Genomic DNA, 24,451 nt, shown 5'->3' with positions numbered 1-24,451 from the left:
TCCAGCAATTTTAGAAAAAGGTTCATAAAACGCAATCATTATCTAGCTTTGCAGGCGTAGTATAGTAGGCATCATCTAGCACCAGCTTTAACAGTAAGGGATTAAATCATGGCCTTTGACCACCGCAAATACATCGCCTTTGAGCCCGTACGCAAAACCAACAGGCGTTGGCCTGACCGTGTTATAGAGCGGACGCCACAATGGTGTGCCGTCGACCTCCGGGATGGTAATCAGGCTCTGGTCAAACCCATGACGGTTGCCCAGAAGCAGAGGCTCTTTGAGTTGCTGGTCAAACTGGGTTTCAAGGAAATCGAAATCGGCTTCCCGGCAGCAAGCCAGCCGGACTTTGACTTCTGTCGCAAGCTGATTGAAGAGCACCGGATTCCGGACGATGTGAAGATCCAGGTTCTTACCCAGGCCCGTCCGGAGCTGATTGCCCGTACCTATGAGGCACTGGAAGGCGCGAAAAAAGCGATCGTCCATGTTTACAACTCCACCTCCACCGTGCAGCGCGAGCAGGTATTCGGGCTTGACCGGGCCGGTATCCGGGATATCGCGGTAAAGGGTGCCGAGGTGGTGAAAGCCCACGCCAGTGAGCGGCCGGACACCGAGTGGACATTCCAGTATAGCCCTGAAAGTTTTACCGGGACCGAGCTTGATTTCGCTGCTGAGGTAATTGATGCCGTCAATGACGTATGGCGCCCGGACCAGGGCCAACCGGTCGTTATCAATCTTCCGGCGACCGTTGAGATGGCAACACCGAACGTGTTTGCTGACCAGATTGAATGGATCTGCGACCGGGTCAAGTACCGTGAGCACATCAGTATCAGCGTGCATACCCATAACGACCGGGGCTGTGCGGTTGCTGCGGCCGAGCTGGCAGTGATGGCCGGTGCCGACCGGGTGGAAGGTACACTGATGGGCAATGGCGAGCGTACGGGTAACATGGACCTGGTCACCATGGCCATGAACCTGTATTCCCAGGGTGTGGACCCGCTGCTGGACCTGTCGGGTATGGCCGAAATCTCCGATGTGGTGGAAGCCTGCACTGAAATCGCGACCCATCCCCGTCATCCTTATGCCGGCGAGCTGGTCTTCACGGCGTTTTCAGGTAGCCATCAGGATGCCATCCGCAAATGCCTTGCTCTTCGCAAACAGGACGACGACCCCTGGCAGGTCGCCTACCTGCCGATAGATCCCCGTGACCTGGGGCGTCGTTATGAAGAGGTCGTAAGGATCAACAGCCAGTCCGGCAAAGGTGGCGTCGCTTACATACTTGAGCGCGACTACAACATAAGCCTGCCACGCTGGCTGCAGATCGAATTCAGCAAAGTGGTCCAGCGGGAAGCGGAGACCGGCGGCGGTGAAATCGACTCACTGACCATTCACCGCCTCTTCGAAAGGCGCTATCTCAAGGTCAATCCCGCCTGGGAACTGAAGTCCTACGACCTTCATCGGGATGAGGCAGGGGTACACGCCCAGCTCAGTTACGGTGAAGAGGGTCGGCTGGAGCAATTGGAAGGTCGTGGCCTGGGGGCAGTAGAGGCCGTTTCGGCGGCTCTTGAACAAACCCGTGGTATTCGCATTGCTGTTGAAGCCTATGACGAATTCGCCCTGGGTGAAGGAACCGATGCAAACGCCCTGGCCTGTATCAGGCTTCAGGTGAACGGCGAGCCGCGCAGTGCCGCAGCGCTTGCGGAAGACACCACCTCTGCCACACTCCAGGCCCTGCTCTCGGCGGTTGGACACAGCGTAATCCAGAATGGCAGCCGGGCCTATGCGGAAGAGCTGGCACCCTCCGTGGATGCCTGACCAACAGGCCATCAATCTTTGCCTGGCATCTGTCCAGGCAATAAAAAGCCGGCCCGGGGGCCGGCTTTTCTCTGTCCAATGCCCGTGAGGGGCAGAGGTCCGGAGCATCACCTCAGACCGGGGTGACGTTCTCCGCCTGAGGGCCTTTTGGGCCCTGGGTTACGGTGAACTGTACCTGCTGACCTTCGGTCAGGGTACGGAAGCCACTGGCGTTAATGGCGCTATAATGAACGAACACGTCGGTGCCCTCGTCCTGGGCAATGAAACCAAAACCTTTGGATTCATTAAACCACTTCACGTGGCCGGTTTTTGTGTCAGACATTGATCTTTCCTGTATTTCCGAAATTTTTGCCCTCACGGGACCATCGGTTCTCTGGCCGGGCCAGGGAACCTCTGCTGAGAAAATCCGCGTACTGAGGAAGGAGCAACGAAGAGCACAAAGCAGGACGTTGTAACGCTTTCACCGATAGCACTGTATTTTCACAGCAATTTTAGTATAGACCGTATGTGATACCCGTCAACGGTTTTTTTAGATCCTTAACTTACTGTTTATTATCACTTTTTTCTTACGCATTCACTATTTTGGGAAGTGCCTGCTGATTTCCTCCAGAATAGCCGGGTCATCAATTGTCGAGGGAACGGCATAGGACTCCCGGTCGGCAATCTGCCGGATGACCCGCCGTAATATCTTGCCGGAGCGAGTTTTGGGCAGGCGATCGACGACGATCGCCTGGCGGAGGCAGGCAATGGCGCCAATGCGCTCGCGCACCATGTCCACCAGCTCGTCTTCCAGTTCGTCCGGCGTGATCGTGGCGCCGTCCTTGACCAGCACCAGGCCGATCGGGATCTGGCCCTTCAGTTCGTCTCTGGCACCGACGACACAGCATTCGGCAACCGCCGGATGGGCAGCGATGACCTCTTCCATTTCTCCTGTGGACAGACGATGGCCGGCAACATTAATGACGTCGTCGGTTCGTCCCATAATGAAGACGTAGCCGTCCTCGTCCACGTAGCCGCCATCTCCGGAGAAATAATACCCCGGTACAGGTTTAAGGTAGGTGTCTACAAAACGCTCGTCGTCACCCCAGACAGTTGTCAGGCATCCTGGCGGCAACGGTAGCTTGACCACAACCTCGCCCTGTTCTCCGTAGCGAACCTGTCTCCCGGCAGGGTCCACGATCCGGACATCATAGCCGGGTGAAGGCATGGTTGCTGAGCCGGGCTTTGACGGCATCGCTTCGATGCCGACGGGGTTGCAGCAGATGGCCCAGCCGGTCTCGGTCTGCCACCAGTGGTCCATCACAGGCAAGCCGGTTTTCTCCCTGAGCCACTCATAGGTAGGCGGATCCAGCCGCTCGCCGGCCAGAAAAATGCGCCTAAGAGAGCTGAGGTCGTAGCGTTTGAGCTCGTCTGCCTCCGGGTCTTCTTTTCGCACAGCCCGGAATGCCGTGGGGGCAGTGAACAGCAGGTTGACTTTATGGTCCTGACAAACCCGCCAGAATGAGCCTGCGTCCGGCGTCTTAACCGGCTTTCCTTCATAAAGAACCGTGGTGCAGCCTGCAAATAATGGCGCGTATACAATATAGCTGTGTCCAACCACCCAGCCCACATCCGATGCGGCCCAGAAGACGTCGCCAGGGCGGGCGTCGTAGACCAGCGTCATGCTGTACCGGAGGGCGACCGCATGGCCGCCGTTATCACGGACGACTCCTTTGGGCTTACCGGTGGTGCCGGAGGTATAGAGGATATAAAGGGGATCCGTGGCTTTGACGGGCACCGGGTCCACGGCCTGGGCGCCTGCCATGGCTTCCGTCCAATCCAGATCCCGCCCCGGCTGCAGCTCGGCGCTTACCTGCGGCCGCTGGAATACAATGCAGGTCTCTGGCTTGTGGCTCGCCTGCTCAATGGCACTGTCCACCAGAGGTTTGTAGGGGATGACTTTCTTTACTTCGATGCCGCACGACGCGGTAATAATGGCCTTGGGCGTGGCATCGTCGATACGTACTGCAAGCTCATGAGCGGCAAAGCCGCCGAAGACCACACTGTGGATAGCGCCGATCCGTGCGCAGCCCAGCATCGCAATGACAGCCTCAGGAATCATCGGCATATAGATGATGACCCGGTCGCCTTTGCCTATCCCCTGGTTGGCCAGTGCGCCTGCAAACCGGGCGGCCAGGTCGGTAAGCTGAGAATAGGTGAAGGAGCCGGTCTGCCCGGTGACCGGTGAGTCGTAGATCAGGGCTTTCTGATCGCCACGTCCGGCTCTGACATTGGCGTCCAGGGCAATGTCGCAGGTATTCATCTCACCGTCAGAAAACCATTCCCCGTGCCCATTTGGCTTGGCTTGCCAGACGGTATTGGGGGGTTTCATCCACGCGATGTTCGCCGCCTGCTCTCGCCAGAAAGTTTCAGGGTGATCAAGGGAACGGCGGAACTCGGTGTGATAACTCATCGGGCTACCTCATGGTCTGGGACTGTTTATTTATTGTTGTTGGGTACCCCTGACTTTAGGGACTCTGCGCCACAGAGCTACTAGACCATAGGCTAAGGCATAAACCCTGCTGGATTTGATGTATGTCAGCGAAATTCCGGAAGTAATCGGGGAAGTACCGGGCTCGGGATTAGGGCCTAAGCAGGTTTAGGGGCGTGCTACTCAGCTTCACGGTGGGTGGCTGTAACGGTGGCGTCGATGCTTCCCTCGGCAAGGCGAGCCGTTATTGCATCTCCCGGTTTCAGTTCCGATGCGCTCCGCACAACCGGAACCTGGTCTGCGCCTACAATGGCATAGCCTCGCCCCAGGGTTGCCAGCGGACTGACAACATGAAGGGACTGACCGGTGTAGGTAAGCCGTTCACGGCGCTGGACCAGCAGGCGCTGGATGCTCTGGTGAAGTCTTGCAGACAATTGTTCCAGCTGACTCTGGCTACGGATCAGTTGACGGGCTGGTGTCTGGGCCAGGAGCCGACTACGGGCGTTTTCCACACGGGTTACTTCCCGGGTGAGCCGGCCGCCCATGACCGCCTGCAACCGTAGGTCGAGCTCATCAAGGCGCTGGGCCTTTTCCAGCAGTTCCCGGCGGGGGTCCCGCAAGCGGGTGCTCAGGTGTTCAAGCCGGGTCGCAAGGCGGCTCCATACAGCCTGGAATCCGCCCATCAGACGCTTTTCGTGCTGAGCCAGTAGCCGCAGCCAGTCAAGCTGGTCCGGTGACAGGGTCTCAGCCGCGGCAGAGGGGGTGGGTGCCCGGGTATCCGCTACGAAATCCGCGATGGTGAAATCCACTTCGTGGCCCACGGCACTCACGGTCGGTAGCGCGCAGCCTGCGATGGCCCGGACTACCTGCTCATCGTTGAAGCACCACAAATCTTCAAGGGAGCCGCCGCCCCGACCGATAATCAGAACGTCGGCCTTGCCGTGGCGTTCGGCCGCCCGAATGGCGGAAATGATTTCTCCCGAGCCTGCCTGACCCTGAACCACCGCAGGGTAGACGGTGACGCCAATGGCAGGAAAACGTCGGGCCAGTACCGACAGGATGTCGTGAATCGCCGCGCCGGTAGGGGACGTGATGACACCAATATGGCGCGGCAGAGTCGGGATGGGCTTTTTCCTGGCCTGTTCAAACAATCCCTCGTGCTGCAGTTTGAGCTTCAGTTCCTCAAATGCCTGTTGCAGGGCACCTAGACCCGCGGGCTCGATATGCTCAGCGATAATCTGGTAGTCACCGCGATTTTCGTAAAGGCTGACCTTGCCCCGGATCCGGACCTGGTCACCCTCCTTCGGCACAGGCCGGATACGCTGATTGAAACCCTTGAACATGGCACAGCGCACCTGACACTTGCTGTCTTTCAGTGTGAAGTACCAGTGGCCCGAACCGGGCCGCGAAAAGCTGGAAAGCTCGCCTTCGACCCAGGCTTGCATGAAGCTGGCCTCAAGCAAATGCCGTACCTGATGATTCAGTTCACTGACGCTCAATGCCCGTGGGCGGGTGGGAATGTTGGGCATATTGAGCGGATTCATAAGGAGTTTCCGAAAAAGTGTGAGCCAAAAATAGCGAAAATTCAAAAAGATGCAACATAGGTGCATCGCGCCTGTGGTTTACTGTGGCCGGCCGCGGTTTTATAATAGATCGATTAAGGAAGTCGTCCGTGTTTTTTGTCGTTTCAGTGCCGGATTCAGCATTCCAACGAAGCTCGGGCGCTCCTCAACTCAGTACGTCCACAAGGCGGGTCCCAATGCTGCGAATTGCCGAAGAAGCCCTCACGTTTGATGATGTCCTGCTTATCCCGGGATACTCCGAAGTCCTGCCCCACCAAGTCAGTCTAAAGACGCAGCTGACCAAAGGCATTACCCTGAACATACCGCTGGTATCGGCGGCAATGGACACCGTCACCGAGGCCGAGCTCGCCATTGCCATGGCCCAGGAAGGCGGTATTGGCATCATGCACAAAAACATGAGTGTTGAGCAACAGGCCGCCGCCGTCCGCAAGGTCAAGAAGTACGAAAGCGGCGTGGTCAAGGACCCCATTACGGTATCACCCCATAACACCGTGCGTGAACTGCTGGACATCACCAGCGCCAACAATATCTCCGGTCTTCCGGTGGTCGACGGGCGCGATCTGGTCGGAATCGTTACGGGTCGGGACATCCGCTTCGAAAGCCGTCTCGATACCCGGGTTTCGGACATCATGACGCCCAAGGACAAACTGGTAACCGCACCTGAGGGCGCTGATCTGGAAGAGGTCAAGAACCTGCTGCACAGGCACCGCATTGAAAAGGTTCTGGTAGTCAACGACAACTTCGAACTCAAGGGCCTCATTACCGTCAAGGACATCCAGAAAGCCAAGGATTACCCCCTGGCCTGTAAAGACGAGCAAGGGCGTCTTCGTGTCGGCGCCGCTGTCGGCACCGGTGGCGACACCGAGGCACGGGTTGCCGCCCTGGTTGAGGCCGGCGTAGACGTTATCGTGATCGATACCGCCCATGGCCACTCCCGCGGCGTTATCGACAGGGTTAGCTGGGTCAAGTCCAGCTACCCGGACGTGCAGGTGATTGGCGGCAACATAGCAACCGCAGAGGCGGCCATCGCCCTGGCGGAGGCCGGTGCCGATGCGGTCAAGGTCGGCATTGGCCCGGGCTCCATATGTACCACGCGCATTGTTGCTGGTATTGGTATGCCGCAGATAACGGCGGTCTCGAACGTTGCCGAGGCGCTCAAGTCCCGGGGTATACCGCTGATTGCCGACGGTGGTGTGCGCTTCTCCGGCGATATTTCCAAAGCCATAGCCGCCGGTGCCTACTGCGTTATGGTAGGTGGCCTGCTGGCTGGTACCGATGAAGCCCCGGGCGAAGTTGAGCTGTTTCAGGGGCGTAGCTATAAGGCCTACCGGGGCATGGGTTCCCTGGGCGCCATGGGGCAGGGGTCGAGTGACCGTTACTTCCAGGATGCCAGCAAGGGCGTCGACAAGCTGGTTCCGGAGGGTATTGAAGGCCGCGTTGCCTGCAAGGGACCCATGCGCAATATCGTCCATCAGTTGATGGGCGGGCTGCGGGCCTCCATGGGCTATACCGGCAGCGCCGATATGCAAGAGATGCGGACCAAGCCCCAGTTTGCCCGCATAACCAACGCAGGCATGCGTGAAAGTCATGTGCACGATGTGACCATTACCAAAGAAGCACCCAACTACCGCGTCGGCTGATAACGCCTTCAGCTCTGCACGCTGCATGGTCGGCCACCCCGGTCATGCAGCTCAGCATTTAACTTTTGAGGAACACATGGCTCAGAACATCCATGACCACCGCATCCTGATTCTTGATTTCGGCTCCCAGTACACCCAGCTCATAGCCCGGCGAGTGCGTGAGATCGGGGTTTACTGTGAGATCAAGGCATTTGATATCACCGAGCAGGAGCTGAACGATTTCAACCCTAAGGGGATCGTGCTTGCGGGCGGGCCTGAGTCGGTGACCCAGCTTGGCGGTCCGCGCTCACCTGAAGGGCTCTTTGAGCGCGGCATTCCCGTGCTCGGTATCTGTTACGGCATGCAGACCATGGCTGAGGAGCTCGGCGGCAAGGTGGCCAGTTCCGAGAAGCGCGAGTTCGGCTATGCCCAGGTCAAGGTACGTTGTGAAGGACCACTGCTCAGGGACATCAAGGATCATCTGAGCCCTCAGGGCGACTCCATCCTTGACGTCTGGATGAGCCACGGGGACAAGGTCGTGGCCCTGCCGGAAGGTTTTGAACTGCTGGCCTCCACCGAATCTGCTCCGATTGCGGCAATGCAGGACCTGAGCCGGAACCTGTTCGGTGTCCAGTTCCATCCGGAAGTGACTCACACCCTCCAGGGCCAGCGCATGCTGGAGCACTTTGTGCTGGATATCTGCGGCTGCGAGGTCCTCTGGACGCCAGCGAAGATTGTCGACGATGCGGTGCGTCAGATCCAGGAGCAGGTGGGCGGCGAGAAAGTGCTGCTGGGTCTGTCCGGAGGTGTCGACTCATCGGTTACTGCGGCACTCCTTCACAAGGCCATCGGCGATCAGCTTACCTGTGTATTCGTTGATAACGGCCTGCTGCGCCTGCACGAAGGCGATCAGGTCATGGACATGTTCGCCCGCAACATGGGTGTGAAGGTTATCCGGTCCGATTCCGAAGACCTCTTCCTCTCACGTCTTGAAGGTGTCTCCGATCCGGAAAAGAAGCGGAAGATCATCGGCAATACCTTTATTGAAGTGTTCGACGCGGAAGCAACCAAGATCCGGGACGTGAACTGGCTTGCCCAGGGCACCATCTACCCCGATGTGATCGAGTCTGCTGCTTCGAAAACCGGTAAGGCCCATGTCATAAAGTCCCATCACAATGTGGGCGGCCTGCCGGAAACCATGAAAATGAAACTGGTAGAGCCTCTCAGGGAACTGTTCAAGGACGAGGTTCGTCGTATTGGTCTGGAGCTTGGGCTGCCGTATGACATGGTCTATCGGCACCCGTTTCCCGGCCCTGGCCTGGGTGTACGGATTCTGGGTGAGGTCAGGAAGGAGTACGCCGAAATCCTGCGCCGTGCTGACGCCATCTTCCTGGAGGAGTTGCACAGGGCCGATCTGTATCACAAGACCAGCCAGGCTTTTGCCGTGTTTCTGCCGGTGAAATCGGTCGGAGTCGTGGGCGACGCCAGGCGCTACGAGTACGTTATTGCGGTTCGTGCCGTGGAGACCGTTGATTTCATGACCGCCCGCTGGGCACGGCTACCCTATGACCTGCTCGAAACTGTCTCGAACCGGATCATCAACGAAATTTCCGGTGTGTCGCGGGTAACCTACGACATCTCATCCAAGCCACCCGCCACTATTGAGTGGGAGTAAGAGCCGGTAGCGATAGGGAGGCTGGAGGTCATGGACGACGAGTACTGGATGGCCCGCGCCCTGTCGCTGGCTGAGACAGCCGGGCAGGGCGGCGAGGTGCCGGTGGGTGCCATTGTCGTCCGTGATGGTCGCGAGATCGGCGCGGGCTTTAATGCCCCCATCAGCCACTGCGACCCGACAGCCCATGCCGAGATCAGGGCGTTGCGGGACGCAGCTCGGCGCGAAGGTAACTACCGTTTGGCCGGTGCAACGCTTTACGTCACACTCGAGCCCTGCACCATGTGCGCCGGTGCTCTGGTGCACAGTCGGATTTCCCGACTGGTCTTTGGCGCAACGGAACCAAAAGCCGGTGCCATCGTGTCTACCCGACGCCTTCTGGAAGAAGGTGCCATGAATTGGCGGGTTGCAGTAACCGAAGGCATACTGGCGCCGTCATGCAGCCAGCTGCTTTCGGAATTTTTTGCCCGGCGCCGGGAACAGATACGACAGCGGCGCAGGGTTCAATCAGGGAAAGATGAGGAGTCTTCATGAAAGTACTTGTTACCGGCGGCGCCGGCTATATCGGAAGTCACGTTGTTCGTCAGCTGGGAGCGGCAGGCCACGACATCATCGTTTACGACAATCTCTCGACCGGTTATCGCTGGGCCGTCACCTGCGGCGAACTGGTGGTTGGTGATCTCGCCGACGAAGCGGCTCTGGATTCAGTCCTGGCGGCCCATAACTTCGACGCGGTTATTCACTTCGCAGCCAACATTGTCGTTCCTGAGTCGGTCGAGAATCCCCTCAAGTACTATCGAAATAACACACGCAACACCATGAATTTACTGGCGGCCATTGAGAAGCATAAGGTGCCTTACATGGTGTTTTCGTCGACGGCAGCGGTTTATGGCATGCCACCTGAAACAGTTCTTACAGAAGAGCTGCCTCTGGAACCGATCAACCCCTACGGCGCCTCGAAGATGATGAGCGAGCGCATGATCATGGATCTTGCCGCCGCCTCATCCCTTAACTATGTCATCCTGCGTTACTTCAACGTTGCCGGAGCCAATCCCGAAGGTTTGCTGGGGCAGGCTACCCCCGAGGCGACTCATCTGATCAAGGTCGCGTGCGAATGTGCTACCGGTGCACGGGAGGGCATGAGCGTGTTCGGCACCGATTATGACACCCGCGACGGTACCTGTGTCCGGGATTATATTCATGTTGAGGATCTGGCAAAGGCCCATGTCATGGCTCTTGAGTATATGGCCAATGGCGGTGAGTCCCGGGTTCTGAATTGCGGTTATGGCCGCGGTTTCACCGTTCGTGAAGTTATCGAAGTGGTCAAGCGGCTTTCCGGTGTTGACTTTCCGGTCCAGGAAACCGGTCGCAGGGCCGGGGATCCTGCAGCTCTAATGGCCGATAACAGCAAGGTGGTGGACGTGCTCGGCTGGAAACCGGATTACGACGATCTCGACACCATTGTCGGCACTGCCCTTGCCTGGGAAAAAGCCTGGCAGGAAAAGCGCGGCAGACAGGTTGATTAGTCAGCTCTGAGCTTGTATGGCGGGTCATGGATGCCATGTGCCCGGGTAATGATACGAATTTACGTATGATAGTCATAACCGGAGATTGGGAATCAAGGGATGAAAATAACCATTTTTGGAACGGGATATGTGGGCCTGGTAACGGGCGCCTGCCTTGCAGACGTAGGGCACGATGTCATGTGCATGGATGTCGACGAGCAGAAAATCGCCAAGCTGAAGAATGGCCAGATACCCATTTATGAACCCGGTCTGGAGTCGATCGTCAGTCATAATGTGGAAGCCGGTCGCCTGCAGTTCAGCACCGACACCAAAGCGGCTGTCGAGCACGGCCTGCTTCAGTTTATCGCCGTGGGCACGCCGCCAGATGAGGACGGCTCTGCAGACCTTCAGTATGTGACCGCTGTCGCCAAGTCGATTGGCGAATACATGACCGACTATACGGTTATCGTGGATAAATCCACGGTACCTGTTGGAACCGGTGACAAGGTCGTGGCAGCGGCAAGAGCTTCGCTGGACAAGCGTGGCCTTGAACTGGAATTCGACGTTGTGTCCAACCCGGAATTCCTCAAGGAGGGGGCAGCGGTCAACGATTTCATGAAGCCTGACCGTATCATCATCGGAAGCGATAGCGAGCGGGCCCAGGAAGTGTTGCGGGAGGTCTACTACCCGTTCAACCGTAATCACGATCGCATGATCTACATGGACCGCCGGTCTGCGGAACTTACCAAGTACGCGGCCAATGCCATGCTCGCCACCAAAATCAGTTTTATGAATGAAGTGGCAAATCTGGCCGAGCGGCTCGGTGCCGACATTGAAGCGGTGCGGCGGGGTATAGGTTCGGACCCACGCATTGGCTACCACTTCATTTATCCCGGTTGTGGCTATGGCGGTTCGTGTTTTCCCAAGGATGTAACCGCGCTGTCACGCACGGCCCGAGATTGCGACTACGAAGCCAAGCTGCTTAACGCGGTAGAGGCAGTGAATGCCGCACAGAAATATGTCCTGTTCGATAAGGTAAGCCACTACTTTGGCGGCAATCTCAAGGGCAAAACCATCGCTTTGTGGGGCCTGGCCTTCAAGCCCAATACCGACGACATGCGGGAAGCTTCTGCGCGGGTGCTGATGGAAAACCTGTGGAAAGCCGGTGCCAAGGTGCAGGCGTTCGATCCCGAAGCGATGGCGGAAACCCAGCGTTTGTACCCGGACGAAGACAATCTTCATCTGTGCGGTACCAAAGAGCAGGCCCTGAAAGGCGCCGATGCCCTGGTGATCTGCACGGAATGGAAAGAATTCCGGTCGCCGGACTTCGGAGCCATCAAGACAGCCCTGAGCGAGCCTGTCATTTTTGACGGTCGTAACCTGTATGAGCCTGAGATGCTGGCGCGTTATGGCCTGGTGTATTACGCCATAGGCCGTGGCCGCAACCAATTCCAGGCCTTCTGAGGTCCGGTAATGCCCTTTCAACTCCACGAACGGCTTGCCGAAGATACCATCAGCCTGGGTCAGTCGGTGCTCTGTGAGGTTCGCCTCATGAACGAATCGACTTGGCGCTGGGTGATTCTGGTGCCTCGACGGGAGCAGATCCGTGAGATTCACGAGTTGTCAGAAGCAGATCAGTGGCAACTCCTTCGGGAATCCTCGGCCCTGGGCCAGGGCATGATGCAGGTGTTCGGCGGCGATAAGCTTAATGTCGCGGCCCTGGGCAACCTGGTACCGCAGCTCCACCTCCATCATATTGTCCGCTTTGAAGGGGACCCGGCCTGGCCGGGACCGGTTTGGGGAAAGCAAGCGCCCGTGCCTTATTCCGGTACCACCCTTGAGGCGGTCAGGGCCACCCTGGAACCTGTGCTGAGGAAGGTGCTGGATCTGAGCTGAGCTTTTGGGTCCGGTCCTGCATAGAGGCGTAGCGTGCCAGGGTCTGTGCCCCTACGAGTATCATCCGCAGCTCCACCTTGAGCTTGGTCTTTAGAACGGCTTTCTCCTTGGCTGTAGCGTCCAACGCTTCGGCGCCATGGTTGAATACCAGGGTCACCATTGCCTCTGCGACCAGCCGGGCATCGTACAGCGGCTTGTGCTGCTCCTCCGCAAACCGTTTCAGGTCTTCTGTCAGCTCAGTCACGAAGTGATCTATCTCCGCCTGGACCGCTGTGCGAAAGGTCTTGGAAACCCCGGTGCGCTCACGCAGCAAAAGGCGAAACAGGTTGGCGTTGTTGCCCAGATATTCCATGAATGTGTCAACAGAGGTATTGATAGCGCTGCCGTTGCGTTTTATTCGCTTGCGCGCCTGCCGCATGAGCTGGCGTAGGGCGAGGCCGCTTTCATCAACCAGGGCAAGGCCGAGCTCATCAAGCTCGGCGAAATGGCGATAGAAGGACGTTGGCGCAATGCCCGCCCCACGAGCTACTTCCCGCAAGCTCAGGCTGCTGAAGCCGCGATCAGCGCTGAGCTGGTCCAGGGCGGCATCCATCAGCGCGCGGCGGGTTTTCAGTTTCTGCTCGGCTCGGGCTGACAATGGATTCTCCGGCGGCGGTGACTGTTTGGGGCTGCTTATTCTAGCCTTCGCTGGGCGGCCCGTCACGAATATACCAGAGACCCTGATTTTACGCTGGATTGTGTTTATAATGGTGCGCTTTTTAAAGGGTCCGCCAGAACCTGAGCGTCTGGGTCCAGAATGTCTTGCCCGTTGCTGTGGCAGGGGGCACTTCCGGCGGTATCCGATGATATAGGCAAGGCTGGCTTCCGCCGGAAGCAGTTGGTGTTGGTTATGTTATGGGGTATGAGAAATGCCGATCTACGAATACGTTTGTGACGCCTGTGGGTTCGAGAAAGATGTTCTGCAGAAAATGAGCGACGCGCCTTTAACTGCGTGCCCATCCTGTGAGGCTACCTCTTACCGTAAGCGAATTTCCGCCAGTGGTTTCCGGCTGGCCGGAACAGGCTGGTATGAGACCGATTTCAAGACGGGCACCAAAAAGAACCTGGTCGACAAGGGCGGCTCATCGAAGCCTTCAGAATCAGCACCAAGCTGACAATACACTTTACCAACAGAAACAACGGGATGGGTATGCGCAGTCATTATTGCGGTGGTATCAACGAATCTCACATCGACCAGGACGTCACACTCTGTGGCTGGGTGCATCGTCGCCGGGACCATGGTGGGGTCATCTTCCTCGATCTGCGCGATCGGGACGGCATGTCCCAGGTGGTGTTTGATCCAGACACCCCGGAGAGTTTTGGACTGGCGGAAAAAGTCCGCAGCGAGTTCGTGATCCAGATAACCGGTCGCGTGCGCCGCCGTCCGGCAGGCACCGAGAATGCCAACATGCCCACCGGCCAGGTGGAAGTGCTGGGCACCGCAATGACCATTCTGAACGCCGCCGCAACGCCCCCGTTCCCGCTCGACGAGCATGTTGACGTGGGCGAGGACGTCCGGCTCAAATACCGCTTTATCGATCTGCGCCGCCCTGAGATGCTCAACAGGCTGCGGTTCCGTTCCCGGGTCACCAGCTATATCCGTAACTTCCTGGACCGCAACGAGTTCATGGACGTGGAAACCCCGATTCTTACCCGCGCTACCCCTGAAGGGGCGCGGGATTATCTGGTGCCAAGCCGGACTCAGGAAGGCTCTTTCTTTGCCTTGCCCCAGTCGCCCCAGCTGTTCAAGCAGCTGCTGATGGTGTCCGGCATCGATCGCTACTACCAGATTGCCAAGTGTTTCCGGGATGAGGATCTTCGGGCTGATCGTCAGCCGGAGTTTACCCAGATCGATATCGAAGCCTCGTTTGTGGATGAGGGCACCCTGATGGACCTCACCGAATCCATGATTCGGGAGCTTTTCCAGGACGTGCTGAAAGTGGCACTGCCGGCCTTCCCCAAGATGCCTTATTCCGAAGCCATGCAGCGCTACGGCAGTGACAAGCCGGACCTGCGCATTTGCCTTGAATTGATTGATGTGGCAGATCTGGTCGCAGCGGTGGATTTCAAGGTATTTGCGGGGCCCGCCAAGGACCCTAAAGGCCGGGTTGCAGCCTTGAGGGTCCCCAAGGGTGGCGAGCTCAGCCGTAAGCAGATCGACGATTACACCAAGTTTGTGGGTATTTATGGTGCCAAGGGACTCGCCTACATCAAGGTGAATGACCTGAGCAAGGGTGTTGAAGGCTTGCAGTCGCCCATCATCAAGTTTCTCGGTGACGAGGTTGCGTTGGCGATCATTGAGCGGGTCGCAGCGGAGGACGGTGATCTGGTCTTCTTCGGTGCCGACAAGACCACCGTTGTAAACGAGGCTCTGGGCGCGCTTCGCATCAAGGTTGGCCATGACCTCAACATGCTGACGGCGGAATGGGCGCCGCTTTGGGTGGTGGACTTCCCGATGTTCGAGGAAACCTCCGAGGGTGGGCTTCATGCTATTCACCATCCTTTCACGGCGCCCTCCTGTACGCCGGAGGAGCTCGCTGCGTCCCCTGAAACAGCGCTGTCCCGGGCTTATGATATGGTCCTCAATGGTACCGAACTGGGTGGTGGCTCCATCCGTATCCACGACGAGTCCATGCAGCAGACGGTTTTCCGCATCCTTGGGATTGGCACCGACGAAGCGCGCGCCAAGTTTGGCTTTCTGCTGGATGCCCTGAAATTCGGTTGTCCGCCCCACGGTGGCCTGGCCTTTGGTCTCGATCGACTGGTCATGCTGATGACAGGCGCGTCGTCTATCCGGGACGTGATCGCCTTCCCGAAAACCCAGAGTGCGACCTGCCTGATGACTCAGGCGCCGGGCACAGTGGATGAAAAACAGCTGCGAGAGCTTCACATTCGCTTGCGCAAGCCAGCTCCGGCGTCTGCTGCACCTGTATCGGAGCAGGACGACTTGACCAAGCCTGGTTCATAACCAAAACAGGGGACGGAGAGGTCCATGGCGGGTCATAGCAAATGGGCAAATATCAAGCACCGCAAGGCTGCCCAGGACGCGAAAAAGGGCAAGGTCTTTACCAAGATGATCCGGGAGCTCACGGTTGCCGCCCGCCAGGGCGGCGGCAACCCGGCAGATAACCCGCGGCTCCGGGCTGTCATGGATAAGGCCCTGACCGCCAATATGAAGAAAGATACCATCGAGCGCGCCATCGAGCGCGGCACCGGGGGGTCTGACGACACCAATTACGAAGAACTGTCCTACGAAGGCTATGGCCCCGGCGGCGTCGCTATTTTTGCGGAAGTGATGACCGACAACCGTAACCGGACGGTGGCCGATGTCCGCCACGCTTTCAACAAGCAGGGCGGCAACCTCGGGACTGACGGGTCCGTGGCCTACCTTTTCACCAAGCAGGGCGTCATCGCCTACGGCCCTGAGGTCGATGAGGAGGCGTTGATGGAGGCCGCTCTGGAGGCAGGGGCAGAGGACATTGCTGAGCAGAGCGATGGTTCCTATGAGATTATTACCACGCCTGAGCAGTTTCTTGATGTCAGGGGTTCGCTAATAGCAGCAGGCCTGCCGCCGGACAGTGCTGAGGTGACCCAGGTGCCTGCGACCTATGCGGCAGTAGAGGGGGATGTCGCGCTCAGCGTGCTCAAGCTTCTGGATATGCTTGAAGATCTGGACGATGTCCAGAATGTCTACTCGAATGCAGATATCCCTGATGAGGTCATGGACGCCTTCAGCACCCAATGAGGAGCAGCAGTGGCGATCATACTCGGCGTTGACCCCGGTTCGCGTATCACCGGTTATGGCATCATACGGTGTGAAGGCAGGCTGACCGAATACCTGGACAGTGGCTGTATCCGGCTAGGCGACAAACCCATGGCGGAACGTCTGCAGATGATTTTTCACAGTCTCGCGACCCTGATTGGTGAGTACCGTCCGGATGACTTTGCCATTGAGCAGGTCTTTATGGCCCGAAACCCTGACTCGGCCCTGAAACTTGGTCAGGCTCGGGGCGCAGCGATCGTGAGTGCGGCAAACAGTGGGCTGGCGGTTCACGAATACTCGGCCCGTCAGGTCAAGCAGGCGGTTGTAGGCAGTGGCGGGGCGGACAAAGCCCAGGTCCAGCATATGGTGCAGACCATACTGGCGCTCTCCCGTAAGCCCCAGGCCGATGCCGCGGATGCTCTTGCCATTGCCCTATGCCATGCTCACATGAACCAGAGCATCACCAGAATTGCAGCGGGGGGCCGGGTACGGGGAGGCCGTATCCGGCCTGGCTAGGCAAGGGTGCCCCATCATAACTTTTACCACCACTACTTTAACCACCACTGGATTGTCCCGGGGACGAGGAGTATCAGTTGATAGGCCGTATTCGTGGATTGCTCATCGAGAAGTCGCCGGGCCATGTCTTGCTGGAGGTTGGCGGTATCGGCTATGAGATCGATATTCCCTACACCACCTTCTTTCATCTGCCTGAGCAGGGCCAGGAACTGATCCTGCACACCCATTTTTCAGTGCGTGAGGATGCCCAGAGTCTCTATGGGTTTGCGGCGCGGCTGGATCGTGACCTGTTTCGGTTGTTGATCAAGGTCAACGGGGTGGGGCCAAAGCTTGCCGTCGGGATCCTGTCGGGGCTGGACGCCGCACAGTTTATCCGCTGCGTGGAGGGTCGTGATACCAGCGCCCTGGTGAAGCTGCCGGGTGTCGGCAAGAAGACCGCAGAGCGTCTGCTGATAGAAATGGCTGATCGCATTGGCCAACTTGAGGGGCAGTTCGTGGCAGGTTTGGGCTCTGGTGAAGCCCAGCCGGTCAAGTCAACGTCTTCCCACGAGCCGGTGGATGAAGCCGAGGCTGCGTTGATTGCCCTGGGTTATAAGCCTCAGGAGGCCACGCGCGCAGTCAGTCGGGTAGCGCAGGAGGGCATGACCCGGGAAGAACTGATCAGGCTGGCCCTGAAAAACATGATTCCGACCACTTGAGCCTGTTCCGCGAACAGAAAAGCTGGAGGTTAATCTGTCGGGAGCGTAACGTGACAGGCAATGTGCGCCTTGTACAATGTTTCACGATTCATGGACGGGCGAATTCGGGGCACCGAGCCACGGCGTTAATCGGCTGGGCTCCCTGTTGTACTCCTGTAACGAGCATTTGAATGATTGAATCCGATCGGCTGATTTCCGCCCAGACGGGCCATTATGAAGAGGTTCAGGACCGGGCCATCCGGCCCACGCTGCTGAACGAGTATGTGGGGCAGCCGGCGGTTCGCGAACAGATGGACATCTTCATCTCCGCCGCCCGTGGCCGGCAGGAGGCACTGGACCACGTGCTCATTTTTGGGCCGCCTGGCCTGGGTAAAACCACGCTTGCCAATATCATTGCCAACGAAATGGGCGTGGCGATCAAAACCACCTCTGGCCCGGTGTTGGAAAAAGCCGGCGACCTGGCCGCGATGCTGACCAACCTCGAGTCCGGGGATGTACTGTTCATCGACGAAATCCATCGACTGAGCGCTGCAGTCGAGGAAGTTCTGTACCCGGCGATGGAAGACTATCAGCTCGATATCATGATCGGCGAGGGGCCGGCAGCCCGCTCCATCAAGCTGGATTTGCCGCCCTTTACTCTGGTGGGAGCAACCACCCGGGCCGGCCTGTTGACCTCCCCGTTAAGGGATCGGTTCGGCATTGTGCAGCGGCTGGAGTTCTATAACACCAGGGATCTGACGCACATCATCCTGCGCTCAGCCAAATTGTCCGGCGTCAGCATAGTCGAGGCGGGAGCTTATGAGATCGCCCGGCGGTCCCGCGGTACGCCCCGGATTGCCAATCGTCTGCTACGCCGGGTCCGTGACTTTGCCGAGGTGCGGGCGGATGGTGTGATCAGCGAAACCATTGCCGATCAGGCGCTGAATATGCTGAAAGTGGACAGTCTGGGCTTTGACCACATGGACCGTCGTCTGCTGCTCGCCATGATAGAAAAGTTCGACGGCGGCCCGGTGGGTGTTGAAAGTCTTGCCGCGGCCATCAGCGAAGAGCGCGGAACCATTGAAGATGTGATCGAGCCTTTTCTCATTCAGCAGGGCTTTATGTTGCGCACCCCACGAGGGCGCATGGTGACTTCCCACGCTTATCTGCACTTCGGTATTGAGCCTGCAGGTTCGATAGTGTCCGGTTCCCAGGAGGATCTCCTTGACCAATAGCACTCTGACCGGCGCCTCGTTTGAATTGCCGATCCGTGTCTATATCGAAGACACCGATGCCGGTGGTATCGTCTTCCACGCCAAGTACCTTCACTATATGGAGCGCGCCCGCACCGAGTGGGTACGCAGCCGTGGCGTTGGGCTTCGGGCCGGGCTGTCCGAGAACATCAGTTATGTGGTTCAGCGGTTGTCTATACACTATGCCGCTGCCGCCCGTCTGGATGACGAGCTCCGGGTAACCGCTGTGCTGGTCCGCTGCGGTAAGGTGTGGATGGAATTTAACCAGAAGGTTATGCGGGTTACCGATGGCGCATTGATCACCGAAGCGACCGTCAAGATTGCCTGTGTTGCGCTCGACACCGGGCGCCCGCGTAAATTACCGGAGTCCATCCTCGCGCTGGCTCCAAAAACCCATTCGTCCAATCAATCAGAATAAGCCAGGAGTGAAAGGTGGATTCAGAACTCTCAGTTTGGTCTCTTATCGCCGATGCAGGCTTGCTGGTACAGTTTGTCATGCTGTTGCTGGCGCTGGCTTCTGTGGTTTCATGGGCGCTGATCTTCCAGCGCTACCAGGTTTTCCGCAAGGCCAGCAGTGCACGCCTGGCCTTTGAAGAGCGATTCTGGTCCGGCATGGACCTGGGCCAGCTGTATCGGGATGTGAATGCCAACCCAACGCCATTCTCAGGCATGGAGGCCGTGTTTCGGGCCGGTTTCAAGGAATTTTCCCGGCTTCGTCAGCAAAGTCGCGATGCCGAAGCTGTCATGGATGGTGCGCAGCGGGCCATGCGGGTGGCGTTCTCCCGGGAACAGGAACGGCTTGAAACTCACCTGCCGTTTCTGGCTACAGTTGGCTCCACCAGTCCTTACATCGGTCTGTTTGGTACGGTCTGGGGCATCATGAATTCCTTCCGTGGCCTGGCCCAGGCCCAGCAAGCGACCCTGGCGACCGTTGCCCCGGGTATTTCGGAAGCTCTGATTGCCACCGCCATGGGTCTGTTTGCGGCTATCCCCGCAGTAATCGCCTATAACCGGTTTGCGACCATGTCAGACACCCTGCTGAAGAACTACGAGACTTTTGCTGAAGAGTTCTCCAGCATCCTGCACCGCCGGGTACACAACGGCGATAAATCCACGTCGGCCTGATGGCTGACCGTTTTCGGGCAAGTGGGAGAGTGCGAGCATGAAAGGAATGGGAATGATGCCCCATACCCGGCGCAAGCCGATGTCGGAAATAAACGTGGTGCCGTACCTAGACGTCATGCTGGTGTTGCTGGTCATTTTCATGGTGACGGCGCCCATGCTGACCCAGGGCGTCAAGGTGGACTTGCCGGATACCACCTCTGACCCGATACAGTCAGATAAGGACGTAGCGTCGATTATTGTATCTGTGGATTCCAATGGGGCCTACTTCCTGGAAGTGGGTGAAGAGGGTAGTGACCCCATGTCCTTGCCTGATATTCGAGAACAGGTGGGTAAGATTCTCGCGGGACGGGAGAACGGCGAAGTACTTGTGCGTGGCGATGAGTATGTCGATTACGGTGTGGTGGTCAGGTTGATGGCGGTTCTGCAGAGTGCGGGTGCCTCCAGGGTAGGCCTGATTACCGAGGACACCCAGGTTGAGTAGGGGCTGATGGTCGGTGACTGAGCACGAACGGGATTACACCAGTACAGGCAAGCCTGCCTGGAAGTCGCCTGTGGCTTTGTCCTTGTTTTTACATGGACTCATAGTGGTTGTGGCCCTCAGCGGCTGGAGCTGGAGCTCACCGGAGCCCGAACCTGCGCCCAGGAGCATCGCCGCCACCCTGATTACCCAGCAGGCGCCACAACCGGAGCCTGAACCTGCGCCGGCCCAGCCCCAGCCGGATCCTGAGCCAGAACCAGATCCTGAAGAAGAGCGTAGACAGCAGCAGGAAGCCGAACGTCAACGGCAGGAGGCTGAACGTCAGGCGGCCGAAGAAGAGAAGGCAAGGCAGGCTGCCATGCAGCAGCAGAAGCGGGAGGCAGAAGAAAAACAGCAGGCTGAGACAGAAAAGAAGAAGGCAGAGCAGGAGCAGGCACGCAAGCGAGAAGCGGAAGCCGCACGCAAGAAGGCGGAGGAAGCCGCCCGGCGTAAAGCTGAAGCAGAGGCCGAAGCTCTTGCCCAGCGTAAGGCAGAAGAGGAAAAACGGCGCCAGGAAGTTGAGCGCAAGGCTGAAGAAGAGCGGCGCAAAGAGGCCGAGCGCCAGCAGGCCGAGGCGGAGCGTAAACGTAAGGAAGAAGCCGCAAGGCTGGAGCAGGAGCGTCAGGAGGCCGAAGTGCAACGTCGCGAGGCAGAGCGGCGCAAGCGCGAACAGCAATTGGAGTCGCTGGCCCAATCCGCCCGTGAAGAGCAGCAGGCGCAGGAACGCCGGCGGGCTGAACAGGCTGCGGCCCAGGCGCGTCAGGCAGAGATGGCATCAGAGAGTGAACGCTACCAGGGGCTCATCAAGGAAAGGCTTTCCCAGGCCTGGTATCCGCCACCTTCCGCCACCGATGAGATGTCTGCCCAGTTGCAGATAAACTTGCTGCCGACGGGGGAACTGGTTTCTGTCACACTGGTCAAGAGCAGTGGCAATACGGCGTTCGACAACTCCGCATTGAGCGCTGTCAGAAGTGTCAGGCGCTTTCCGGTGCCAGAAAGTCGCGATACCTTTGAGCGCTACTTCCGACAGTTCACGACCGAGTTTAACCCGCAACGCATGAACAAATGAAAACGAGCAGGCAGATGAGACTGATGTTCCAAGCACAGACGGCGATCGCCGTCACGAAAGCTTCTCTTGCAGCACGCTTCTGGCTGGTCCGCTGTCTGGTGCCGTTTGCACTGGTCATGACCCTTGCAGTGCCCGCCAGGGCGGAGCTGCTGATCCGGATTACTGAAGGGGCGGATTCTGCCGTGCCAATCGCGGTGGTGCCCTTTGCCAAATCCGGTGATATTCCCGGCAATACCGACATCAGCCAGGTGGTACGTGACGACCTGGCCATGAGCGGTGAATTCAAAACCCTGTCTCCCGAGCGAATGCTGAGTCTGCCTTCCCGCCGCGATGATGTGTTCTATCGTGATTGGGGAATGCTGGGCCAGCGCTATCTTCTGGTTGGGGAGGCATCCCGCGAAGGTGAGCAGGTCAAGGTTCGCTATGAGCTGTTCGATGTCAATCGAGAGGAGCGAATTCTCGGTGAGACTGCCTCGGCATCTGCCAATGGGTTGCGCCAGTTGAGCCATTACATCAGCGACAAGGTCTACGAGGCCATTACCGGTGTTCCGGGCGCGTTTTCGACCCGGCTTGCCTATGTCACCCTAGAAATGCAGAACGACAAACGGCTGTACAAGCTTCAGGTCAGTGATGTGGATGGCAAGCGGGCCACGGTGAGGCTGGAGAGCGACGAGCCAATCATGTCCCCCACCTGGTCGCCGGATGCCAAGAGCCTGGCTTATGTGTCATTTGAAACGGGGCGGCCTGCGATCTACACCCATGAGCTCAGCAGTGGCAAACGCACCCGTCTGGCTTCGTTCCCGGGTCTTAACTCGGCCCCAGACTGGTCCCCGGATGGCCGGTCCCTGCTCCTTACACTGTCCAAGGATGGCAACGCCGAAATCTACCGCATGGATATCGCTAGCCGGGAGCTGAAAAGACTGACCAATCACTGGGGAATCGATACCGAGCCCAGCTGGCATCCGAGTGGCAAGGGCTTCGTGTTCACCTCTGACCGCTCCGGTGGCCCCCAGATCTATCAAAAGACATCTGAAGGAGCAGATGCCCGCAGACTGACCTTCGGCAGTCGTTACAATGCGCGGCCCCGTTACGACAATGATGGAGACACGATTTTCTACGTGCATCAGCGTGGCAGCGATTTCCATATCGCAAAAATGGATCTTGAATCGGGCGAGGAAACCATCCTTACCCGCTCAAAACTGGACGAGTCGCCCAGCGTTGCCCCCAACGGGAGAATGCTTATTTACGCAACTCAACAAGGCGGTCAGAGTGTGCTTACGGTGATCTCAGCTGACGGAGGCGCCAACTACACCTTGCCAGCAGCAACCGGCGATGTTCGCGACCCGGCGTGGTCGCCGATCGTTCGCTAATATGAATACAAGCGTGAATACTCAACTTACATAAAAAGGAAAGATTAATGATGGTTTCTATGCAGAGCAAAGCATTTGCCATGGTTCTGGCGCTCGGCTTGGTAGCAGGTTGTAGTTCAACGGGTGAAATGCCCGAGGATGGCACCTATGATTCAGATTCTTCGACAGTGGATCAGGAAGGTGGCAGCACAGTTTATGGCGGTGATGACGGCAGCGGCATCTCATCCGAGCAGATGACCGAGGAAGAGCGCCGTCGTGCCAGAGAGGAGGCGGAGCAGGGCGAAGAAGCAGCCATGCGTAAAATCACCACGTTCTACTTCGATTTTGATACCGCGGAGATCAAGTCGGAGTCCAGGGATGTGCTGGTAGCCCATGCCGAATACCTCTCCAACAATCCGAACCAGGATGTCCGTCTTGAAGGTCACGCCGACGAGCGCGGCAGCAAGGAATATAACCTTGCCCTTGGCGAGCGTCGTGCCAATGCCGTTCAGCGTTTTCTGGTAATCAACGGGGTGTCCCGCGACCAGATTGAAACGGTCAGCTACGGCGAAGAAAAGCCAGCGGTCATGGGCTCAGGAGAGAGCGTTTGGTCCCAGAACCGTCGAGTTGAAATGATCTTCGAGTAACACTCGGCTATCGCAACCAACAGGAATCACCATGAGAAAACTCCTCATGGCGGCAGTCGCACTATCGTTCTGCGGTAGTGCGCTGGCGCAGCAGTCGGCTCCGGCCTTCCAGAACAATCAGTCCGAAGCTCAGCGTAAGGCCGGCGGCAACCAGGCTAATGCCGAGCTGTTCTACATGATCGAACGACTGCAGCATGAGGTTCGCAAGCTGCAGGGCGAGCTGGAGGAGCAGCGTTACAAGCTCGACCGGCTGTCGGAACAGTCCCGTGAGCGTTACATCGACCTCGACCAGCGGGTTCTGGATGTCCGCAAGCAGTTGGACGAGCAGCCGGCCGATACCGGTTCTGCCTCGCCCGCAGGGCGCGGTTCTGACAATGCTCAAGGGCAGCAGCAGAAGCGGGAGTCCAGGGCCTACAGGGTGCCGACTCAGGAGGAGCAGCAGGCTTACCAGGCGATCCAGAAGCTGATCCATGAGGACAAGAACTACGACGCAGCCATTGACGGCCTGTACGAGTTCATCGCTAAATATCCGGAAGGGGATCTGACCGTCAACGCCTATTACTGGCTTGGTGAGGTTTATCTGGTCAAGCCCCAGCTTGAGCAGGCCAAACAGGCCTTCTCAATCGTTGAATCACGCTTTCCGGACCATCGCAAGGCGTCTGATGCCGCCTACAAGCTGGGCATAGCCCAGGACCGCCTCGGCGAGAAAGACAAAGCGCGGGAGCAGATGCGAAGCGTGATCGCGGAATACCCGGGCACCAAAGCAGCAGAGCTGGCGCAGAGCTATCTTAAGTAACTGGCGGGCGCCTGGGACGGAAATAATCCGTCGAAAGGGTTGAATGGCGGCGAAAAATCCGTATTATGTGCGCCTCGTTTGGGTCGTTAGCTCAGTTGGTAGAGCAGTTGGCTTTTAACCAATTGGTCGATGGTTCGAATCCA

Annotated in this window: 24 protein-coding genes; 20 read left to right on the top strand and 4 right to left on the bottom strand. The window is 58.0% G+C overall.

Annotation, left to right across the window (positions count from 1 at the left end; all coding sequences use genetic code 11):
• The first annotated feature begins 108 nt into the window (after positions 1–108).
• Complete coding sequence (gene leuA, locus G7W63_RS07040) at positions 109–1,812, top strand: 2-isopropylmalate synthase (RefSeq protein WP_166255297.1); 1,704 nt, start codon at positions 109–111, stop codon at positions 1,810–1,812.
• Positions 1,813–1,924: 112 nt separating this feature from the next.
• Here the strand turns inward: leuA and G7W63_RS07035 are convergent, their stop codons facing one another.
• The 3 genes from G7W63_RS07035 to xseA form a co-directional block, all read right to left on the bottom strand.
• Positions 1,925–2,134 (bottom strand): cold-shock protein, encoded by a 210-nt coding sequence (locus tag G7W63_RS07035; protein WP_166255294.1) that lies wholly within the window; start codon positions 2,132–2,134, stop codon positions 1,925–1,927.
• Positions 2,135–2,389: 255 nt separating this feature from the next.
• Positions 2,390–4,264, bottom strand: coding sequence for a propionyl-CoA synthetase (locus G7W63_RS07030; RefSeq protein WP_166255291.1), 1,875 nt, complete (start codon positions 4,262–4,264; stop codon positions 2,390–2,392).
• 197 nt (positions 4,265–4,461) lie between these two features.
• The gene (gene xseA / locus G7W63_RS07025; protein WP_166255288.1) at positions 4,462–5,826 is read right to left on the bottom strand and encodes an exodeoxyribonuclease VII large subunit; all 1,365 of its coding nucleotides are present in this window, start codon (positions 5,824–5,826) and stop codon (positions 4,462–4,464) included.
• A 215-nt stretch (positions 5,827–6,041) separates the two neighbouring features.
• On the opposite strand from xseA, the gene guaB reads away from it, so the two are divergent.
• From guaB to G7W63_RS06995, 6 genes are all read left to right on the top strand, one after another.
• The gene (gene guaB / locus G7W63_RS07020; protein WP_166255285.1) at positions 6,042–7,505 is read left to right on the top strand and encodes an IMP dehydrogenase; all 1,464 of its coding nucleotides are present in this window, start codon (positions 6,042–6,044) and stop codon (positions 7,503–7,505) included.
• Positions 7,506–7,581: 76 nt separating this feature from the next.
• On the top strand, positions 7,582–9,159 hold the full coding sequence (gene guaA / locus G7W63_RS07015; RefSeq protein ID WP_166255282.1) for a glutamine-hydrolyzing GMP synthase: 1,578 nt from the start codon (positions 7,582–7,584) through the stop codon (positions 9,157–9,159).
• A 30-nt stretch (positions 9,160–9,189) separates the two neighbouring features.
• A complete protein-coding gene (gene tadA, locus G7W63_RS07010; RefSeq protein WP_166255280.1) occupies positions 9,190–9,690 on the top strand; it encodes a tRNA adenosine(34) deaminase TadA in 501 nt (166 codons plus the stop codon).
• Positions 9,687–10,682, top strand: a complete 996-nt coding sequence (galE, locus tag G7W63_RS07005) for a UDP-glucose 4-epimerase GalE (RefSeq protein ID WP_166255277.1) — start codon at positions 9,687–9,689, stop codon at positions 10,680–10,682. Before tadA ends, galE begins: the two co-directional genes overlap by 4 nt.
• A gap of 99 nt (positions 10,683–10,781) precedes the next feature.
• Entirely contained in the window at positions 10,782–12,125 is a 1,344-nt protein-coding gene (locus tag G7W63_RS07000; RefSeq protein ID WP_166255274.1) for a UDP-glucose dehydrogenase family protein, read from the top strand.
• A gap of 9 nt (positions 12,126–12,134) precedes the next feature.
• Complete coding sequence (locus G7W63_RS06995) at positions 12,135–12,557, top strand: HIT domain-containing protein (protein ID WP_166255271.1); 423 nt, start codon at positions 12,135–12,137, stop codon at positions 12,555–12,557.
• Here G7W63_RS06995 and fabR read toward each other — a convergent pair.
• A complete protein-coding gene (gene fabR, locus G7W63_RS06990; protein ID WP_166255268.1) occupies positions 12,508–13,194 on the bottom strand; it encodes an HTH-type transcriptional repressor FabR in 687 nt (228 codons plus the stop codon). The genes G7W63_RS06995 and fabR overlap by 50 nt on opposite strands.
• A gap of 271 nt (positions 13,195–13,465) precedes the next feature.
• Here fabR and G7W63_RS06985 point away from each other — a divergent pair, with 271 nt between their 5' ends.
• The 13 genes from G7W63_RS06985 to ybgF all read left to right on the top strand — a co-directional run bounded on the left by G7W63_RS06985 (position 13,466) and on the right by ybgF (position 24,308).
• Positions 13,466–13,711 carry an FmdB family zinc ribbon protein gene (locus tag G7W63_RS06985; protein WP_166255265.1) on the top strand — a complete coding sequence of 82 codons (246 nt, stop codon included), beginning with the start codon at positions 13,466–13,468 and terminating at the stop codon, positions 13,709–13,711.
• A 35-nt stretch (positions 13,712–13,746) separates the two neighbouring features.
• Positions 13,747–15,564, top strand: coding sequence for an aspartate--tRNA ligase (gene aspS, locus G7W63_RS06980; RefSeq protein ID WP_166255262.1), 1,818 nt, complete (start codon positions 13,747–13,749; stop codon positions 15,562–15,564).
• 24 nt (positions 15,565–15,588) lie between these two features.
• Positions 15,589–16,341 (top strand): YebC/PmpR family DNA-binding transcriptional regulator, encoded by a 753-nt coding sequence (locus G7W63_RS06975; RefSeq protein ID WP_166255259.1) that lies wholly within the window; start codon positions 15,589–15,591, stop codon positions 16,339–16,341.
• Positions 16,342–16,350: 9 nt separating this feature from the next.
• Positions 16,351–16,875 (top strand): crossover junction endodeoxyribonuclease RuvC, encoded by a 525-nt coding sequence (ruvC, locus tag G7W63_RS06970; protein WP_166255256.1) that lies wholly within the window; start codon positions 16,351–16,353, stop codon positions 16,873–16,875.
• 77 nt (positions 16,876–16,952) lie between these two features.
• Positions 16,953–17,573: a Holliday junction branch migration protein RuvA gene (ruvA, locus tag G7W63_RS06965; protein ID WP_166255253.1), complete on the top strand. Its 621-nt coding sequence runs from the start codon at positions 16,953–16,955 to the stop codon at positions 17,571–17,573.
• 170 nt (positions 17,574–17,743) lie between these two features.
• Positions 17,744–18,787, top strand: a complete 1,044-nt coding sequence (ruvB, locus tag G7W63_RS06960) for a Holliday junction branch migration DNA helicase RuvB (RefSeq protein ID WP_166255250.1) — start codon at positions 17,744–17,746, stop codon at positions 18,785–18,787.
• A complete protein-coding gene (ybgC, locus tag G7W63_RS06955; RefSeq protein WP_242634344.1) occupies positions 18,777–19,223 on the top strand; it encodes a tol-pal system-associated acyl-CoA thioesterase in 447 nt (148 codons plus the stop codon). The genes ruvB and ybgC overlap by 11 nt, the downstream gene beginning before the upstream one ends.
• A gap of 14 nt (positions 19,224–19,237) precedes the next feature.
• Positions 19,238–19,930 (top strand): protein TolQ, encoded by a 693-nt coding sequence (tolQ, locus tag G7W63_RS06950; RefSeq protein WP_166255247.1) that lies wholly within the window; start codon positions 19,238–19,240, stop codon positions 19,928–19,930.
• A 37-nt stretch (positions 19,931–19,967) separates the two neighbouring features.
• Entirely contained in the window at positions 19,968–20,411 is a 444-nt protein-coding gene (tolR, locus tag G7W63_RS06945; protein WP_166255244.1) for a protein TolR, read from the top strand.
• A gap of 13 nt (positions 20,412–20,424) precedes the next feature.
• Positions 20,425–21,516 (top strand): cell envelope integrity protein TolA, encoded by a 1,092-nt coding sequence (gene tolA / locus G7W63_RS06940; protein WP_242634343.1) that lies wholly within the window; start codon positions 20,425–20,427, stop codon positions 21,514–21,516.
• A gap of 116 nt (positions 21,517–21,632) precedes the next feature.
• Positions 21,633–22,886, top strand: coding sequence for a Tol-Pal system beta propeller repeat protein TolB (gene tolB, locus G7W63_RS06935; RefSeq protein ID WP_242634353.1), 1,254 nt, complete (start codon positions 21,633–21,635; stop codon positions 22,884–22,886).
• Positions 22,887–22,933: 47 nt separating this feature from the next.
• A complete protein-coding gene (gene pal, locus G7W63_RS06930; RefSeq protein WP_166255241.1) occupies positions 22,934–23,512 on the top strand; it encodes a peptidoglycan-associated lipoprotein Pal in 579 nt (192 codons plus the stop codon).
• A gap of 31 nt (positions 23,513–23,543) precedes the next feature.
• Positions 23,544–24,308, top strand: a complete 765-nt coding sequence (gene ybgF, locus G7W63_RS06925; RefSeq protein ID WP_166255238.1) for a tol-pal system protein YbgF — start codon at positions 23,544–23,546, stop codon at positions 24,306–24,308.
• Positions 24,309–24,451 lie beyond the last annotated feature (143 nt).

The organism is Marinobacter salicampi, assembly GCF_011074795.1.
Lineage (GTDB): Bacteria > Pseudomonadota > Gammaproteobacteria > Pseudomonadales > Oleiphilaceae > Marinobacter > Marinobacter salicampi.
The sequence above is the reverse complement of the archived record's forward strand: the minus strand, read 5'-3'. Positions and strand labels throughout refer to the sequence as shown.